Here is a 17,064-nt window from a genome sequence, read left to right as displayed (position 1 = left end):
AAAAAAACACCAACCAAATAAAACTTATTCATTAACCAATTTGATTATTCAATAAAAGCTGATATAACGATATACTAGTGACAATTAAATTTTCAATAAATCCAGCTTAGCTGTAGATAGACAAAGAGACCAAAAATGCAAAACCGCCGATTATTTTGGGATATCGTAGACAAAATCGAATTACTTATTGATTCTGGCAATTACCCTCCTGGTAGTCGTTTACCACCGGAGCGTGTACTAGCAGAACAGTTTGACGTTAGCCGCCCTACAGTTCGCGAAGCAATTATTGCATTAGAAGTACGCCAACGTGTTGAAGTTAAAACAAGTTCGGGTGTTTATGTTATTGAAAAGCCAGATGAAGCAAATAAGCAATTATTTGTTACTGCCTTTGAGTTAACTCAAGCAAGAGCCTTAGTGGAAGGTGAAGCTGCCGCGTTAGCAGCTGGAAGTATTACTAAAGAAGAATTGGAGCAACTGCACAGCAATTTAGTAAAAATGGAAGCAGGTATTGATGCCGATCAAGCCGATAAAGAATTTCACTCAATCATCTCTCGAGCTACCCGTAATAATGCTATTTTATTTGCAGTACAAAATTTTTGGTTTTTAAGAGAAAGTAAAGAAAATATCAAAGAAGCTTATCGTATGGTATGTCAATCAAACGTAAATAAACGTAAAGATGAGCACAGAGATATCTACAATGCATTGAAAGCAGGAGATGCGCAGAAAGCTCGCATAGCGATGCATGAGCACTTTAATCGTCTTATTAATGCACTATTTGATGCAACAGAAGCCAAAGCGTTAGAAGAAGTTAAGAGAAAGAATAATGAGACTCGTGATTTATACTCGTTGAGTCACTTGGTTAGCTAATTTAAAGTACTAGATAATTATCTAATCATAAGAAAAGTAAAAAAAAAGAAACCAAATTGGTTTCTTTTTTTTATGTTAAATATTTAAACTGGGCTTATTAAGAGAATAAGATACCAGCGTTAATATCTACACAGTTACCTGTCATATATGATGAATCAGCACTTGCTAAGAAAGTAACTAACTTAGCCACTTCTTGTGAAGTACCTTCACGTTTAAGCGCTGTTGCACCCGCTACGTTTTTACGAACTTCATCTTTAGTGAAAGTATCGTGGAAACCTGTGCTGATCATACCTGGACATACACTATTTACACGAATGTTATTAACACCTAGCTCTTTAGCAAGACCACGAGTGAATGACATTACTGCACCTTTAGATGCTGCATAAGCTGCTGATCCAGGACCACCGCCATCACGTGCTGCTTGAGAAGCGAAAGTCACAATAGTACTTCCAGGTTTCAAATGAGGGATACATGCATTAGACATCATGAACAAAGACGTTAAGTTTAAGTTCATAACGTTAGTCCAATGTTCTAAAGACATTTCAGATACTTTAACACGTCCAATTAATCCACCTGATACATGTACTAAAGTATCAATTGAACCAAACGTATCTAGTGCTGCTTTAACCGTTGCGTCAACATCAGCTTTTAACGTTAAATCAGCTTTAATTGCAATAGCTTTACAACCCAGAGCTTCGATTTCTGCTACTGCAGATTGCGCGGTTTCTTTACTTGAGTGATAAGTAAGAACAATATTCGCACCTTTTTCTGCTAAATCAATTGCACATGCACGGCCTATGTCACGTCCACCGCCTGCTATAATTGCTACTTTGCCTTTCATCGACATTCTATTCTCCAGAACTTAATTATCTAATATTAAAATTTTCTAACTTCATACAGTAAAAAGAACCGCACTCCTTTATTCGCTCTGAAGCTAGTAGAATGTAGAAATTAACCATTAATCAAACCAATGTCAACCAATTATTTACTATTGGTTGACCATGATTGATGATTTTAGGTAGAAATAAGGTTAAAACAACCTAATATCTAGGCCTACCTATATAATTATTTACCTAATTCACCCATTAAGTGAATTTAATAAGTGATTTAAAATCTTTTATAAAAAGTAAAAAAACGCCCCATATTGGTAGTTCCAATAGAATGAGACGATTAGCTTGGAGGTGTATTAGTTAAAGTTTATTAGCCTGAATACTTAAACCTTCTGATATTGATTTAAAGGCATCAGCCGTCACAATTGGTATATCTGGTAACATTTCTTTAATGTCTTTTTGTACAACTGGCGATAAACTCATACCACCGGTTAAAAATAATATATCTGGTTTTTCACTACTATTATTCAAACATTCATTTACTAGTGCTCGAACTCTAGACATCCAGCCAACCATAGAGCGTTTTAAATCATTTTCTGTAAGCTCTACTGTGAAGTCAGGTTCAATGTATTTTAATGGTAATACAATGTGATCTTTTTCAGACAGCATTTCTTTTGCCATTCTAGAAGAGTTAACCAAACGCGCTGATTGTTTTTCTTCTTGTACTATTAATAGCTTCTCTAATTTTTTAGGCTCTTTAGCTACAGATATAGTTTGTGCTATCTCTAGTCCCGTTTCATCAGTAAAGAATTTATTTAATCTTGGTATATCATCTACAGCTACCATGTCGTTATAGTACAATGGAGGAATTGGTATACCATTGGTAGTTTCTGTGCCTAACCCCATAGCAGGAGCTATACATTTTAAGATCAGATTTTTATCACATTCCATTCCACCAAGGCGAGTACCAGTAACCGACAATACATCTTGTTGTCTATCGTACTCATGTTGTTTTTGAGTACCTAAACGAATGCAACACACATCTGTTGTACCGCCACCGATATCAATAACTAGTGCTACTTTTTCTTCCGTTAGGTTTTGCTCTATTCGGTAAGCGGCTGCTATTGGCTCCTCCAAGAAATCGATTTTTTCAAAGCCAGCTAGTTTTGAAGCTTCTGTCATTATGGTAATGGCTTGTGAGTTTCCATCTTCACCACGCGTACCATGATACTTAACCGGTCGACCAATAACTGCGCCCGTCACTTTCTTGCCTAATTGAGCTTCTGCGGCTTCTTTAAAGAATGTTAGTTGTTTTGCAATCAGGCCAACAAATGCGTCTTTTTGGCCAGCTAATAAATTCGCGCCCAAAAAGTTTTTAGGTGAATAAATTAAGCGACCTTTTTCTGGTGTTTTTAAATACTGTTTAAAGCCTGCTTCGCCAAACAAGAATGTGCCCGTCTCTACCATTTTATGTAAAGGTAAATCATCCACCGACTGATTCTTTAACAGCTCGTTAATCGCTCTGCGTTGTAACGCAGGCGTATTATGGAATTCAGCACGTAGTTGGTCGATTTGTTTTAAATAGCGGCGTTCATCAGCTGGGTTCTTTGCTTCTTCGTATTTATCTTTAGCTTTATCTAGCTGTGCAGTAATAGCGCGTTTAATACGTTGAACTTTTTCTTCAATAACTTCAACCGGAGGAAGAGGTAAATCGTCTTCATAATAAATAAATACCGAAGAACGGATCTTAAATGGGGTTTTGGATTCTCTATCCAGCTCAATATAATGATGTTCTTTACCGTCAAATAACACAACTTCCGAGTTAGATGTTCCGTAATCAATACCTACTGTTACCATGCTGCACTCTTTTTTTATTTGTTAAATTTACCAGAAAAATCGGCAAACAATTCTACCCATATTTAATCAAAAGGCTATGAATAATTTCAGTTAAAAAGATCACTTTATTTTTATTACTGTAACCAGAGTTTTATATAATAAAATTTAGTCATAAATAACATTTTTTTGAGCAAAAAAAAGCCCCATTAAACAATGAGGCTATTTATTTATACTTATGAAGATCACTGCTGTTGCAGTGTCTGATTAATTTGACCAAATAAAGACTGACCTTGCTTATCAAACATCTCTATTTGTATTTTGTCACCAAACTGCATAAATGGAGTTGTTGGTTTACCGTGCTCGATAGTTTCAATCATTCTAATTTCTGCAATACAGCTATAACCAACGCCACCGTCTTTAACTGGTTTTCCTGCACCACCATCTAATTTATTAGATACGGTGCCCGAGCCAATTATCGTGCCGGCACATAAAGGTCGAGTTTTAGCAGCATGAGCGATTAGCTGACCAAAATTAAATGTCATATCAACACCGGCTTCCGGTTTACCAAACATACCATCATTTAAAATTGAAATTAAAGGTAACGATAACTTCCCACCTTGCCATGCATCGCCTAATTGCTCAGGTGTTGCACAAACGGGACTAAATGCACTTGATGGTTTTGATTGGAAAAATCCAAAACCTTTACCAAGCTCATTTGGTATTAAACCGCGTAATGACACGTCATTAACTATCATGATTAAACGAACATAATTTACCGCATCATCTGCTGATACGCCCATAGGAACATCATCAGTTATAACTGCAACTTCCGCTTCAAAATCAACACCAAAGCCATCCGTTTGTGGCATAACGATAGGTGAACGTGGAGCTAAGAAACTGTCGGAGCCACCTTGATACATTAATGGATCAGTCCAGAAGGTAGCAGGCATTTCTGCATTACGCGCTTTGCGAACAAGCTCAACGTGGTTAACATAAGCACTGCCATCGGCCCATTGATATGCTCGTGGCAAAGGCGACTCACAGTTTGTTTGATCAAACACTTCCCCCGCAATTACACCACTTTCTAAATCAGCATATAAAGCGTTAAGTTTAGGCTCAACATAGTCCCAATCATCTAACGCAGCTTGCATCGTTGGCGCTATATCTGTCGCATTAACCATTTTGGTCAATGCGTTATTCACAACCACTAACTTGCCATCACGGCCTGATTTCAAACTTGCTAATTTCATGATTCACTTCCTGGAAAGTCTTCACCACTGTGCAACCAAGCTGCGTGTTGTGGTGCTTTTTTAGTTTTGTCCCACTCATCTAACATAGCAGGCGCTACTCGTTTTAATTCGTCTAACATACCAGGTTTACCGGTATTAGCTGCTAATTCAATACGGTGACCGTTTGGATCAAAAAAGTATATCGACTTAAAAATAGTATGATTAGTTGGGCCTAGTACATCAATCCCAGCGGCTTCTAAACTATCTTTAGCTTCTAATAAATCATCGATAGAGTTAACTTGAAAGGCAATATGCTGAACCCAAGCTGGCGTGTTTTCATCACGACCCATATCAGGTGAATTAGGAATTTCAAAAAATGCCAATACATTACCGCGCCCTGAGTCCATAAAAATATGCATGTAAGGATCAGGATCGCCTGTTGAAGGAACGTTATCTTCAGCAATCGCCAACATAAACTCCATGTTTAACAAGTCACGATAAAATACCATGGTTTTTTTCGCATTGATGCATCGATAAGCAACATGGTGAATACCTTGAGTTTTCATAATTAGCTCCTGTATTAGCTATCTTATTTTTCGTCACCGACAACACCACGGTTTACTTGGTCACGTTCTATCGACTCAAATAACGCTTTGAAGTTACCTTCACCAAATCCATCATCTTCTTTACGCTGAATAAACTCGAAAAATACAGGGCCTAACGATGCTTCAGAAAATATTTGTAAAAGTAGTCTAGGTTGACCATCACCAGTTGTTCCGTCTAATAAAATGCCACGCGCTTGTAGCTCATCAACAGGTTCACCATGACCAGGTAAACGTTCCGCTAACATATCGTAGTAGGTTGTTGGAGGTGCTGTCATAAACTTCACACCAGATTTTTTAAGCCTATCCCAACATGAAATCAAATCATCACAAGAGAATGCAATATGCTGAATACCTTCCCCGTTGTATTGCATTAAGAATTCTTCAATCTGACCACCGCCTGCACCAGACTCTTCATTTAGAGGAATACGTATTTTCCCATCGGGGGCAGTCATGGCCTTTGATAACAAGCCCGTGTATTCACCTTTAATATCAAAGTAACGAATTTCACGGAAGTTAAATAAGTCTTGGTAATATGAAGCCCAGTAATCCATCCGGCCGCGATAAACATTATGAGTTAGATGATCCAACGTGTGGAAACCACAACCTTCAGGGTTACGGTCAGCACCGTCAACCCAGTTAAAATCAATATCATAAATAGTATTAGTATCTTTATAACGGTCAATTAAATACAGCGTAGCACCACCTATGCCTTTAATAGCAGGTAAACGTAATTCCATAGGGCCAGTTTCAATATGAACCGGCTGAGCGCCTTTTTTCAATACTTCAGAGTAAGCAAACTGAGCATCTTTAACTCTAAATGCTAAACCACAAGCTGATGGGCCATGTTCTTGCGCATAATAATCAGCATGGCTGCCTTTCTCATAATTACAGATAAAACTGATATCACCTTGACGCCACAACTGCACATCTTTTGATTTATGCGAAGCAACTTTACTAAAGCCCATTGCTGTAAAGATAGGTTCAAGTATTCCTTTTTCAGGTGCACAAAATTCTACGAATTCAAATCCGTCTAACCCCATTGGGTTTTCAAATAAATCAGCCAAGTTATATTCCCCATTAAACTGTTAAGTCTTAAGTTTTAAGTTTTATCTATGATTATGTTTCATAGTTATTTTTATTATGTTTGTTTAACGGCTAAGTAATGAATACTCAAACGTCTAAACAACTTCTATTTATATGGCTGCAATATAGCAAATAGCCCAAATATCAGTTAATTACTCAAGTGAATGTTTGACGGTTTTTATAGGCAAGTTATCTTTACAATAAACGGCTCTATGCATCGCTGTGTTTACAATAAAGAAGGTGGTTGTAAATATATGAAGGCAGAGGTTGCCAATATAGTATTATTGATAATAAAGTCACAGGCACAAAAAAAGCGCTATAAGCGCTTTTTTTTAACAAATATTGTTTTATACCAATTGAGGTAAGCTATTGGTAACTAATTCAGGTGTTTCGTTTTCAAACGTCACGTATTCCCAACAATCTTTGTTATTCATCAATTCCACTAAAACTTTATTATTTAAGTCGTGGCCTGATTTAAATGCAACAAATTCGGCTAATAGAGGTTTACCTGTCATATACAAGTCACCAACAGCGTCTAATATTTTATGCTTAACAAATTCATCGTCATAACGTAGACCATCTGGATTTAATACACGATATTCATCTAAAACAATCGCGTTATCCATGTTGCCACCTAACGCTAGATTGTTATTTCTTAAATACTCAATATCACGCATAAAGCCAAAGGTTCTTGCACGGCTGATCTCTTTAAGAAATGAGTCGGCTGTAATATCAACACTGATACGTTGTGATGATTTAGAAATAATTGGGTGATCAAATGAAATTCTAAAATCAATTTTAAAACCATTGTATGGTCTTAATTCAGCCCATTTATCGTCAATTTCAACACGAACAGGTTTAGTTATTTTAATATAACGACGTAGCGCAGTTTGCTCTACCACTTCAGCTTCTTGCAATAAGAAGATAAACGGCAATGAACTACCATCCATAATTGGAATCTCAGATGAATCAACTTCAACAATTAAGTTATCAATTGAAAGACTCGCAATTGCAGCCATCAAGTGCTCAGTTGTAGATAAACGTTGGTTCTGATCATTAATTAAACATGTACACATTTGAGTATCACCAACCATTTCTGGCGATGCTACAAATTCTGCCACAGGAGATAAATCCGTGCGCATAAAGATAATACCAGTATTATCCGCAGCAGGACGCAAGGTTAAAGTAACCTTTTCACCTTTGTGTAAACCAATCCCAGTTGTAGTAACTGAAGATTTGATAGTACGTTGCTTAATCATTAATTAACCTCACTCTTACTACTAAACATTGCATATTAAAAAATGTCGGCGGATTATACACTTAATTAGTAAAATCCGCAATAGTTCAATATTTAGTCAGCTTGTTTTCTCAAAAAAGCTGGGATATCAAAATAGTTTTCTTCTTCTTTTGTCTCTTCTGGTTCAATCAGTGGTTGCTGCTCTTGCATAGGCTGAGCTACAGCATTTGACTGTGCTGACATACCTGATGTTCCAGACATATTCGACATTCCAGATGTTCCTGTTGCTGCCATTGGTGTTGCAGGTACTAAAGAAATATCAGCACGCTTTTCACCGCCGATGCCAGTAGCAACAACCGTTACTCTTAGCTCATCTTGCATATCCATATCAATTACAGCACCAACAACAACCGTTGCGTTCTCTGATGCAAATGCTTTAACCGTGTTACCAACAGTTTCAAATTCTTCAATACTAATGTCTAAACCAGCTGTGATATTAACTAAAATACCTTTAGCGCCTGCTAAATCAATATCTTCTAGCAATGGAGAAGATATAGCTGATTCAGCCGCTTCTTGAGCTCGGTCTGGACCAGATGAAGAACCCGTTCCCATCATAGCAGTGCCCATTTCTGACATAACCGTTCTTACGTCCGCGAAATCGACATTGATTAAACCAGGGCGAGTAATTAACTCAGCAATACCTTGAACTGCGCCAAGAAGTACATTATTTGCTTCTTTAAATGCATCCAACAGGCTTGTTTTTGGCCCTAGTACTTTTAATAACTTATCGTTTGGAATTGTGATCAAAGAGTCAACACTACGTGATAATTCTTCAATTCCTTGGTCAGCGTAACTTAAACGCTTTTTACCTTCAAAGGCAAAAGGTTTAGTTACAACGGCAACCGTTAATATACCTAATTCTTTAGCAATCTCAGCAACCACTGGTGCAGCACCTGTTCCAGTGCCACCACCCATACCAGCTGCAATAAAGACCATATCAGCACCTTCCATTGAAGCTGCAATATTAGCTCTATCTTCCAACGCTGATTGACGGCCAACATCAGGATTTGCGCCTGCGCCCAACCCTTTAGTGACTTCTTTACCTAACTGTAATGTCGTACCAGCGCCTGAATTACGTAATGCTTGTGCATCTGTATTCGCAGCAATAAAATCTACCCCTTCGATAGATTCTTTAACCATATGATCAACAGCATTACCGCCGCCGCCACCTACACCAAATACTTTAATGACAGCTTCTTCGTTATGATTATCCATTAACTCAAACATCGTCATACTCTCCGTCTAAAATTCTTTAAAATTCGCCTTTGAACCAGCTTGCTATTCTGTGCAACCAGCTTTGTTCTTTTTCTTCATCGTTAGATTGTTGTTTTTCCATTCCATATAACAACAAACCAACAGCTGTAGCATAACTAGGGTCCTGCACATATTCTGTTAGCCCTTTAACACCAACAGGCGTCCCTACTCGCACCGGCATTTGGAATATTTGCTCAGCATATTCAACAGCACCTGTCATTTTTGACGTACCGCCAGTTAACACTATGCCTGCAGCTATTTGATCTCCAAGACCTGATTTGCGAATCTCATCCAAAATCAATTCAAATATTTCCTGATATCTAGGTTCAATGACTTCTGCCAACATATGCCTGGACATAGTTCTTGAAGGTCGACCACCAACACTAGGAACTTCTATACTTTCTTCCGCACTTGCCAAATTACGATACGCCGCACCGTATTTAACTTTAATATCTTCCGCATGACTAATTGGCGTGCGGAATATCTTCGCTATATCATTCGTAACTTGGTTACCAGCGATAGGTAATACTGCTGAGTGTCTAATTGCTCCGTTAACATAAATAGCAATGTCTAATGTTCCCCCGCCCATATCAACAACACAAACACCTAACTCTCTTTCATCATCTGTTAGAACAGAGTAACTTGAGGCTAACGCACTAAAAATCAATTGATCTTCTTTTAATTCACAACGTTCAACACATTTAACTATGTTTTTCGCCATGTCATTAGCGCAAGTCACTATGTGTACTTTAGCTTCCATTCTAACACCAGACATGCCTATCGGGCTTTTAATTCCTTCTTGCATATCTACCGAAAATTCTTGTGGTAATACATGTAACATTTTTCTTTCAGCTGCCATAGGAACCGCTTTTGCAGCATGGATGACGTTTTCAACATCGTCAGCGGTTACTTCAGAATCATTAATTGGCACCATGCCACTCTCATTCTGACAAGAGATGTGTTTTCCACTTATTGCTAAATACACAGAGGATATACGACAATCAGCCATTAACTCAGCTTCATTAATCGCTCTCTGTACCGAGCCAATAACTAAATTTAAGTCATTAACTCCGCCTTTATCCATACCATGACTAGCATGATGTCCAACACCAACAATACTTATTTGCTGATCTGGTGTAATTTCACCAACTACAGCAACTACTTTTGAAGTACCTACATCTAAACCGACTATTAAATTTCGATCGTTGGCTTTTGCACTTGAGTTCATACTTTTCGCTTATCGCACTTATATTGTTGTAATAATAATATTTATTGCCATGACACCGCTAAACCTATGTCATAACGTAAATCTACACGAGCTATCTTTTTGTCGCCGTACTCAACCAATAATGGTTGTAAATCTAAAAATCTTTGCACTCTAGACATTTTATCTGAGCGGCCTAAATTTAAGTGTATGCCTGATTTTAACCATACCTGCCAAGCATATCTTTCTGATAAAACTAACTCGCTAATTTTAAAGTTATGCAACTTCAAAAGGTACTGCATATCCACATAACCAGCTAATACGTCTTTCTCATTTCCTTCAGGCCCATAAAGACGAGCGAGATTATCGTCTACTTTAACATCATTAGCGTAAAACACGTCACCAAATTTGTTTAAAAGTAAATCATTATTCCAAATAGCAAAAGCGTCTTGCTCTACAACATAAATATGTAGCTTTCTAGGCCACTCTTTACGGATAGAAGCGCTGTAAACCCAAGGGTTTTCTTCTATTTTATTTTGTAACCGAACGACGTCTAATGAAAAGAAACTACCGTCCAATTTTTGTACAATCTTTTGTTCTAATTCATCACGTTTTAAATAACGAAACTCACCATGAACAACAACAGCATTAATTGGCGAATCATTTTTACTCTGAGCCCAGCTTAGCAGGGTATTATACCCCCATATAATCAGGAAGATAACCAAAAAAAAGAAAACAATTCCGCCTAAAAAGCTAGAACTTTTCAATTTCTTCATTGGTTTCTCTGTCATTAAAGAGTGCCCTTTAAAATATTTATCACTAAGCTCGAAAAATCGATGTTATTAGCAGCAGCTGCTTTTGGTACTAACGATGTTTCCGTCATACCCGGCACTGTATTAACTTCCAATACATTCAACTGATTGTTTTCACCGATAATAAAGTCCACACGTCCCCAACCAGAACCTCCTACGATGTTAAATACCTTCACTGCAACATCCTGAACTTCTTTAGTCAACTCAGCCCCTAATGGCGCAGGACATAAGTATTCAGTATCACCTGTAATGTACTTAGCATCATAATCATAAAATTCATGTGATGTACGCATTTCAATAATTGGTAACGCCACTCCATTTAAGATGCTCACGGTAACTTCACGTCCAGTAACCCATTGTTCAACTAACACTTCAGAGTCATAGTTAAACGCATTATTAATGGCTGACTCTAACTGCTCAACTGAATGCGCTTCCCCCATACCAATACTAGAACCTTCATTAGCAGGTTTAACCATTACCTTACCCGATAACTGGTTTAATATTTGTTGGCAATCAAAGTTATCGCCTTTATTCACCACAAAAAATGGTGCAGTTGGTAATTGAGCGCCTAAAAATAAATACTTACTACGGACTTTATCCATAGCAAAAGCAGACCCTTGAGCGCCAGTGCCAGTAAACGGCAGTCCCATATAACTTAATGCGCCTTGTAAAGCGCCGTCTTCACCACCACGACCGTGTAATACAATAAACACACGATCAAAATTATTCTTTGTTAAGTCTGTCAGTGGACTGTCTTTTGGATCAAATTTATGTGCATCTACACCTTGAGATATCAATGCATTTAATACCGCAGCACCTGAGTTTAATGAAACTGTACGTTCAGCTGACTCTCCGCCAAACATAACTGCAACCTTACCAAAGATTTTAGCATCTAAGCTCATAACTCAGTAACCTCAGCTAGCTTCTCAACTTTCATTTCACACGCAACTAAGGTTTTTAATACTGAATTTATATTGCCAGCACCTTGAGTGATAATAATGTCACCATCATTGATCACGTTTGCTAACTCACGAGGTAAATCTGCTGGCGTTGCAACAAAAATAGGATCGATATGATTACGCACACGAATTGACTGAGCCAAACTACGACTGTCTGCACCTACAATTGGTTTTTCACCCGCGCTATATACATCAAGTAATAACAGACAATCAACTTTAGATAACACTCTGATAAAGTCATCATATAAATCATTGGTACGGCTGTATCTATGTGGTTGGTAACACATTACAACTCGTCTTTCTGGCCAAGCAGCACGCACAGCCGCAATAGTTGCAGCAACTTCCGTTGGGTGATGACCATAATCATCCATTAATTTCACAATGCCACGGCCAGTATCAAAATCACCATGCTGTTGAAAACGACGACCTATACCTTCAAATTTTTCTAATGCCGCAATAATAAAAGTATCATCAATACCTTCTTCATGCGCCACTGCAATAGCAGCTGTCGCATTTAATGCGTTATGTACACCGGGTAAATTAAGCGTGATAGACAATTCTTTATCTACAGAATTCACCGCAAACGAAGTTTGAGTCCCTGTTTGTTTGAAATCAGAGATCACATAATCGTTATAATTATTAAATCCATAAGTCACAACTTTACGACCTAAATTACTGCAAATTTCTTGCACAACATCGTCATCACCGCACACAACAGCAAGGCCATAAAATGGTAGGTTATGTAAAAATTCAATATATGTTTGTTTCATTTTTTCAAAGTCACCACCATATGTTTCCATATGATCTGCTTCAATATTTGTTACAACCGATATCATAGGTTGTAAATGTAAAAACGATGCATCACTTTCATCGGCTTCAGCAATTAAATAATGACTTTTACCTAAACGCGCATTAGTCCCTGCGCTATTTAGTAGACCACCAATTATAAAGGTTGGATCTTTTTTTGCTTCGCCAAAAATACTTGCAATTAAACTAGTTGTGGTTGTTTTGCCATGAGTTCCAGAGATAGCAATACCAAAACGAAAACGCATTAACTCTGCCAACATTTCAGCACGACGAACAATAGGAATACGACGTTTACGTGCCGTTTGAATTTCAACATTAGATTCATCTATTGCACTTGAAACAACAACAACACTCACATTATCTAAGTTATCTTCACTGTGACCTATGTGAACAATGGCACCTTGCTCTCTTAGCCTTTGGGTAACGGTGTTTTCGTTAATATCAGAACCCGCGACTTGATAACCTTCGTTTAATAAAACTTCGGCAATACCTCCCATACCTGCGCCACCAATCCCAACAAAGTGAATAGTGTTTAATCGGCGCATCGCTGTATTTTCGAAGTTAATTTGCATACTCAATGACTTACTTCCATTTCTTGGCACAATTCAACCATACGGTCGGTTGTGGTTAATATTGCTTGTTGTTTTGCATTATTCTGCATTTGGTTGATTTTACTAGGGTCGTTAATCAACTCGGTCAACGTTAAAACAAGCTTTTGTTTAATTTCATTTTGCGGCATTAATACCGCGGCATCAGCCTCTACCAACCAATTTGCATTGGCTGTTTGATGATCATCTACCGCATAAGGTAACGGTATAAATACTCCGACATTACCAGACGCTGCAAGTTCAGAAACCGTTAATGCACCAGCTCTACATATTACCAAATCAGCCCATGACAAAACAGATGGCATATCATCAATAAATTCGTCAATAGTAACGGCTAACTCAGCAGCTGAACCTGAATGAGATTGAGCGTTAGTATATTCAGTCACCACAGTTTGTTTATTACCTTTCCCCACTTGATGATGAATATTAATTTTTAAACCTTGTTGATGTAATTGATAAAACACATCCGGCAACTCTTGATTTAAAGGCCTAGCACCTAAGCTCCCACCAATAACTAATATTCTAATTTCATCTTGTGCAGTTAATCCACGCTTTGGTATTTTATTCAAATCGGCAATATCAGCTCGCACAGGATTACCAACCACTTCAGTGTCAATGCCTTGCAACGATACTTTTGCGTTTGGAAATGCCAACAAGGTTCTCTTAGCTATTTTTGCTAACCAACGATTCGTCATTCCGGCAACGGCATTTTGCTCATGCACAATTAAAGGTAAACCTAATGACCAAGCTGCAATTCCTCCAGGACCAGAAGCATAACCACCAAAACCAATAACTAAATTAGGCTTTAATTGCTTAAATATTTTTCTTGCCTGTAAAAATGCTTTTAACAACATAAACGGTGCTTTCACTAAGCGTTTAATACCATTACCGCGCACGCCTTTAACTTCAATATAATGAATAGGAACGTTATATTTAGGAACTATATCAGCTTCCATTCTATCTGCCGTTCCAATCCATTCAACATTCCAACCTTGAATGGTTAATGCTTTAGCTAGCGCTAAACCTGGGAATATATGTCCACCAGTTCCGCCTGCCATAATGACTGCACATTTAGATGTATTGTTATTATTCATTAGCTTCTGACCGTTCAAGTGCGCGTGTTTCAAAATCAATTCTTAATACTATGGCTATGGCAATAGAAAATACGATTAAGCTACTGCCACCATATGATATAAAAGGTAAAGTTAATCCTTTAGTTGGCAACATACCGGCGCTTGCACCTATATTTACAAACACCTGAAAGGCAATCCAAATTCCAATAGCATAAGCAAAAAAACCATTATAATGTTGAGACTTTTCCATAGCTAAACGGCCAATATTTAAAATTTTATACACCAGCCAACCAAGTGCTAATACCAAAATAGATAAACCTAAAAATCCAATTTCTTCTGCAATAACCGCAGCAATAAAGTCAGTATGTGATTCAGGCAAATAATCTAATTTTTGAATACTATTACCTAGCCCTAAACCCGACCAACCACCTCGACCATAAGCCATTAGTGATTGTGTTAACTGGTAACCGCTACCAAAAGGGTCAGCCCAAGGATCGACAAAAGATACTACACGTCTCATCCTATATGGTTCTAAAATAATAAGACTCGATATAGCTAATAAACCACTAGCGATTAATGCAATAAACTGCCAAATCTTTGCGCCAGCTAAAAATAACAAAGCAACGGTTGTAACAAACATCACAATTACCGTACCTAAATCTGGCTGCATCAGTAATAAAATAGCTAAGATCATAAACACAACAAGTGGCTTAGCAAAACCAATTACATTTTCTCTTAGCTGCTCATGCTGACGTACTAAATACCCAGCCAAAAAACTAAAGAAGAACAACTTAGCGACTTCTGCTGCTTGTAAATTAAAGATCCCTACTGACAACCAACGACGACTACCATTTACGGTAGAACCGACCAGTAAAACCGCAATTAATAATACGACAGCAACAAGTAGCAATTGCATATTAAAACGTTGCCACCACTGCATTTTAAAGAACAAAACAACCAACATAGACATTAATGCAACAATAATAAAGCCAGCGTGTTTAATAGAAATATAATACTCGTTATTGTATAACTTTTCCGATATTGGCAAAGATGCTGAGGTCACCATAACCCAACCAAACGCCAATAATGCAAGTACCAGAAATAACAAACCTCGGTCATAAAAAACCGGCTCTTGTTCTTTTATTTTGTTCCGTTTAGTTAAACTAACTAAACCAAAACCAATTTTACTCATTTAGTTAACCCACTTATGGCGGCTAACACATTGTCTTTAAAGTCAATTCCACGGTGTTGATAGTTCTTGTACATATCAATACTTGCACAAGCGGGTGATAATAAAACGATATCCCCTTGCTGCACTAATTTAACCGACTGCTCTACAGCTTCAGCCATAGAGTTCACTAACACTAATTGTTCTGGCTTTAAGAATTCAGTGAATTGAATTTTATCTTTACCAAAGGCAATAACCTTTTTAACATGTTTATTAATATCGTCTCGTAATTCAGAAAGATCAGCGCCTTTTGCATCACCACCGGCAATCAATACTATGTTCTTTTCAGAAGATTTTGCTAATCCATTTATGGCAGCTTGTGTTGATGCAACGTTTGTTGCTTTAGAGTCATCCACAAACAAGACACCATTAGCATCGGCAATAAATTTACAGCGATGCGGTAAGCCAGTGAAATGACTAAGATTATGAAATTCTTCAACAGGGTCAACACCTAGGGCATTGGCTAATGCTAATACAACTATCGCATTTAACCCATTATGTGAGCCAGATAAAGACAGCTGCCCTAAATTACCAATTACTTCATTATTTAAAACGAGCTCTTCAGTTTCTTTATTAAAGTACCAGTAACTTTCAGCACGAGACTGTGCCTCTGTACCAAATGCATGTACCTTATTACAATTTAATAACGGTTTGGTTTCAAAGTCATCATTGTTATATAGACATAATTTTGAGTGTTGATAAATACGAAGTTTCGCTCGGCTATATTCAGAAAATGACTCATATCTGTCCATATGATCTGGCGTAACGTTAAGCACAGTTGCCGCTTCACATATTAAGCTGTGGGTTGATTCCAACTGAAAACTTGATAATTCCATAATGAAAATATCAACAGGTTCACCGTTATAACCATATTCAATAACATCCAAAACCGGCACACCAAAATTACCGCAGGCTACTGCATTTTTCCCCATGCGGCCTAAAAAGTCTTCAAGCCAAGCTACTACAGTAGATTTACCATTTGAGCCCGTTACCGCAATAACTGGTTTATTATTAATACGTGCAAATAACTCTACATCACAGAATACATTTTCGTTATAACGTTGGGCATTTGCTAATGCAGGTTCTTTTAAACTGATCCCTGGGCTAACAATGACATAATCAAAATCTTTAAATTCGTCAATGTTGAACTCACCAAATTGACGCTCAACCTGATTAATAAAACGTTGATCTTTTTCTGCTATTGGCGGAACTAAACGAGAATCAAAAATTTTGGGCGTTATGTCTTTATCCAACATAAATCTAAGAACTGACATGCCAGACATGCCCATACCAACAATAGCTACTTTGCTATGCTGTAATTCTTGAATAAATTTATTGTTCAATGTGTTAGACATAATGCTCTCTGTTTTTA

The 17,064-nt window shown here is 37.6% G+C and carries 15 protein-coding genes; 1 reads left to right on the top strand and 14 read right to left on the bottom strand.

The genetic code is table 11. From position 1 onward, the window contains the following. The first annotated feature begins 135 nt into the window (after positions 1–135). Positions 136–867, top strand: coding sequence for a FadR/GntR family transcriptional regulator (locus Q0940_RS13650; protein ID WP_299269496.1), 732 nt, complete (start codon positions 136–138; stop codon positions 865–867). A gap of 97 nt (positions 868–964) precedes the next feature. On the opposite strand, the gene Q0940_RS13645 is transcribed toward Q0940_RS13650, so the two are convergent. From Q0940_RS13645 to murD, 14 genes are all read right to left on the bottom strand, one after another. Then, positions 965–1,714, bottom strand: coding sequence for an SDR family oxidoreductase (locus tag Q0940_RS13645; protein WP_299269493.1), 750 nt, complete (start codon positions 1,712–1,714; stop codon positions 965–967). A gap of 343 nt (positions 1,715–2,057) precedes the next feature. Further along, positions 2,058–3,554 (bottom strand): Hsp70 family protein, encoded by a 1,497-nt coding sequence (locus Q0940_RS13640; RefSeq protein ID WP_299269490.1) that lies wholly within the window; start codon positions 3,552–3,554, stop codon positions 2,058–2,060. A 221-nt stretch (positions 3,555–3,775) separates the two neighbouring features. Continuing rightward, positions 3,776–4,783, bottom strand: coding sequence for a fumarylacetoacetate hydrolase family protein (locus Q0940_RS13635; protein ID WP_299269487.1), 1,008 nt, complete (start codon positions 4,781–4,783; stop codon positions 3,776–3,778). Further along, positions 4,780–5,328: a VOC family protein gene (locus Q0940_RS13630; protein ID WP_299269483.1), complete on the bottom strand. Its 549-nt coding sequence runs from the start codon at positions 5,326–5,328 to the stop codon at positions 4,780–4,782. Before Q0940_RS13630 ends, Q0940_RS13635 begins: the two co-directional genes overlap by 4 nt. Before the next feature lie 23 nt (positions 5,329–5,351). Continuing rightward, positions 5,352–6,431: a 4-hydroxyphenylpyruvate dioxygenase gene (hppD, locus tag Q0940_RS13625; protein ID WP_299269480.1), complete on the bottom strand. Its 1,080-nt coding sequence runs from the start codon at positions 6,429–6,431 to the stop codon at positions 5,352–5,354. A gap of 366 nt (positions 6,432–6,797) precedes the next feature. Then, entirely contained in the window at positions 6,798–7,709 is a 912-nt protein-coding gene (gene lpxC, locus Q0940_RS13620) for a UDP-3-O-acyl-N-acetylglucosamine deacetylase (protein ID WP_299269478.1), read from the bottom strand. 92 nt (positions 7,710–7,801) lie between these two features. Further along, positions 7,802–8,974, bottom strand: coding sequence for a cell division protein FtsZ (gene ftsZ, locus Q0940_RS13615; RefSeq protein WP_299269476.1), 1,173 nt, complete (start codon positions 8,972–8,974; stop codon positions 7,802–7,804). Positions 8,975–8,999: 25 nt separating this feature from the next. Beyond that, the gene (ftsA, locus tag Q0940_RS13610) at positions 9,000–10,229 is read right to left on the bottom strand and encodes a cell division protein FtsA (protein ID WP_299269471.1); all 1,230 of its coding nucleotides are present in this window, start codon (positions 10,227–10,229) and stop codon (positions 9,000–9,002) included. A gap of 41 nt (positions 10,230–10,270) precedes the next feature. Then, positions 10,271–10,996, bottom strand: a complete 726-nt coding sequence (locus Q0940_RS13605) for a cell division protein FtsQ/DivIB (RefSeq protein WP_299269469.1) — start codon at positions 10,994–10,996, stop codon at positions 10,271–10,273. Next, the gene (locus Q0940_RS13600; RefSeq protein WP_299269465.1) at positions 10,996–11,919 is read right to left on the bottom strand and encodes a D-alanine--D-alanine ligase; all 924 of its coding nucleotides are present in this window, start codon (positions 11,917–11,919) and stop codon (positions 10,996–10,998) included. The genes Q0940_RS13605 and Q0940_RS13600 overlap by 1 nt, the downstream gene beginning before the upstream one ends. Continuing rightward, the gene (gene murC / locus Q0940_RS13595; protein ID WP_299269462.1) at positions 11,916–13,355 is read right to left on the bottom strand and encodes a UDP-N-acetylmuramate--L-alanine ligase; all 1,440 of its coding nucleotides are present in this window, start codon (positions 13,353–13,355) and stop codon (positions 11,916–11,918) included. The genes Q0940_RS13600 and murC overlap by 4 nt, the downstream gene beginning before the upstream one ends. 2 nt (positions 13,356–13,357) lie before the next feature. Continuing rightward, positions 13,358–14,485: an undecaprenyldiphospho-muramoylpentapeptide beta-N-acetylglucosaminyltransferase gene (gene murG, locus Q0940_RS13590; protein ID WP_299269459.1), complete on the bottom strand. Its 1,128-nt coding sequence runs from the start codon at positions 14,483–14,485 to the stop codon at positions 13,358–13,360. Further along, positions 14,478–15,656, bottom strand: a complete 1,179-nt coding sequence (ftsW, locus tag Q0940_RS13585) for a cell division protein FtsW (RefSeq protein ID WP_299269456.1) — start codon at positions 15,654–15,656, stop codon at positions 14,478–14,480. The genes murG and ftsW overlap by 8 nt, the downstream gene beginning before the upstream one ends. Further along, positions 15,653–17,047, bottom strand: a complete 1,395-nt coding sequence (murD, locus tag Q0940_RS13580; protein WP_299269453.1) for a UDP-N-acetylmuramoyl-L-alanine--D-glutamate ligase — start codon at positions 17,045–17,047, stop codon at positions 15,653–15,655. The genes ftsW and murD overlap by 4 nt, the downstream gene beginning before the upstream one ends. Positions 17,048–17,064 lie beyond the last annotated feature (17 nt).

This window comes from uncultured Psychrosphaera sp. (genome assembly GCF_947500655.1).
Classification (GTDB): domain Bacteria; phylum Pseudomonadota; class Gammaproteobacteria; order Enterobacterales; family Alteromonadaceae; genus Psychrosphaera.
Note: the sequence above shows the minus strand (reverse complement) of the source record. Positions and strands in the feature narration are given on the sequence as shown.

Excerpts from the sequence above, each read along its gene's own strand:
- Q0940_RS13650 (WP_299269496.1), top strand. The coding sequence starts at position 136 with ATGCAAAACCGCCGATTATTTTGGGATATCGTAGACAAAATCGAATTA.
- Q0940_RS13645 (WP_299269493.1), bottom strand. The coding sequence starts at position 1,714 with ATGTCGATGAAAGGCAAAGTAGCAATTATAGCAGGCGGTGGACGTGAC.
- Q0940_RS13640 (WP_299269490.1), bottom strand. The coding sequence starts at position 3,554 with ATGGTAACAGTAGGTATTGATTACGGAACATCTAACTCGGAAGTTGTG.
- Q0940_RS13635 (WP_299269487.1), bottom strand. The coding sequence starts at position 4,783 with ATGAAATTAGCAAGTTTGAAATCAGGCCGTGATGGCAAGTTAGTGGTT.
- Q0940_RS13630 (WP_299269483.1), bottom strand. The coding sequence starts at position 5,328 with ATGAAAACTCAAGGTATTCACCATGTTGCTTATCGATGCATCAATGCG.
- lpxC (WP_299269478.1), bottom strand. The coding sequence starts at position 7,709 with ATGATTAAGCAACGTACTATCAAATCTTCAGTTACTACAACTGGGATT.
- ftsZ (WP_299269476.1), bottom strand. The coding sequence starts at position 8,974 with ATGTTTGAGTTAATGGATAATCATAACGAAGAAGCTGTCATTAAAGTA.
- ftsA (WP_299269471.1), bottom strand. The coding sequence starts at position 10,229 with ATGAACTCAAGTGCAAAAGCCAACGATCGAAATTTAATAGTCGGTTTA.
- Q0940_RS13605 (WP_299269469.1), bottom strand. The coding sequence starts at position 10,996 with ATGACAGAGAAACCAATGAAGAAATTGAAAAGTTCTAGCTTTTTAGGC.
- Q0940_RS13600 (WP_299269465.1), bottom strand. The coding sequence starts at position 11,919 with ATGAGCTTAGATGCTAAAATCTTTGGTAAGGTTGCAGTTATGTTTGGC.
- murC (WP_299269462.1), bottom strand. The coding sequence starts at position 13,355 with ATGCAAATTAACTTCGAAAATACAGCGATGCGCCGATTAAACACTATT.
- murG (WP_299269459.1), bottom strand. The coding sequence starts at position 14,485 with ATGAATAATAACAATACATCTAAATGTGCAGTCATTATGGCAGGCGGA.
- ftsW (WP_299269456.1), bottom strand. The coding sequence starts at position 15,656 with ATGAGTAAAATTGGTTTTGGTTTAGTTAGTTTAACTAAACGGAACAAA.
- murD (WP_299269453.1), bottom strand. The coding sequence starts at position 17,047 with ATGTCTAACACATTGAACAATAAATTTATTCAAGAATTACAGCATAGC.